This window comes from Pseudomonas sp. BJa3 (genome assembly GCF_026343815.1).
GTDB lineage: Bacteria > Pseudomonadota > Gammaproteobacteria > Pseudomonadales > Pseudomonadaceae > Aquipseudomonas > Aquipseudomonas soli.
On the sequence record NZ_JAOXMC010000225.1, the window covers coordinates 1 to 268 of the forward strand.

Here is a 268-nt window from a genome sequence, read left to right on the forward strand (position 1 = left end):
GATGGTGTCGCTGCGTACCTTGCGGGCAGTGGCGGAGCGGCAAGGGGTGCGTTCGGACGATGAAACGCAGGAACCTTGAATCGACAATCCGGTGCTAGCGTTTTTGCGCGGACTGGTAGACACCCCCACGTTCGCGCTTGCCCACTGCAACCACAACGATCACCACCCGATCATCCTCGACACGATAAACCAATCGATAGCCGGAAGCTTTCAGCTTGATCTTGTAGTGGCTGGGCAGTTCTCGCAGCGCGTCGGCTTTTACATGAGG

Annotated in this window: 1 protein-coding gene; it reads right to left on the reverse strand. The window is 57.8% G+C overall.

Annotation, left to right across the window (positions count from 1 at the left end; genetic code table 11):
- Positions 1–94: 94 nt before the first annotated feature.
- Positions 95–268 (reverse strand): type II toxin-antitoxin system RelE/ParE family toxin (locus OH705_RS27515; RefSeq protein WP_267303477.1); only part of this gene is annotated, 174 nt, incomplete at its 5' end.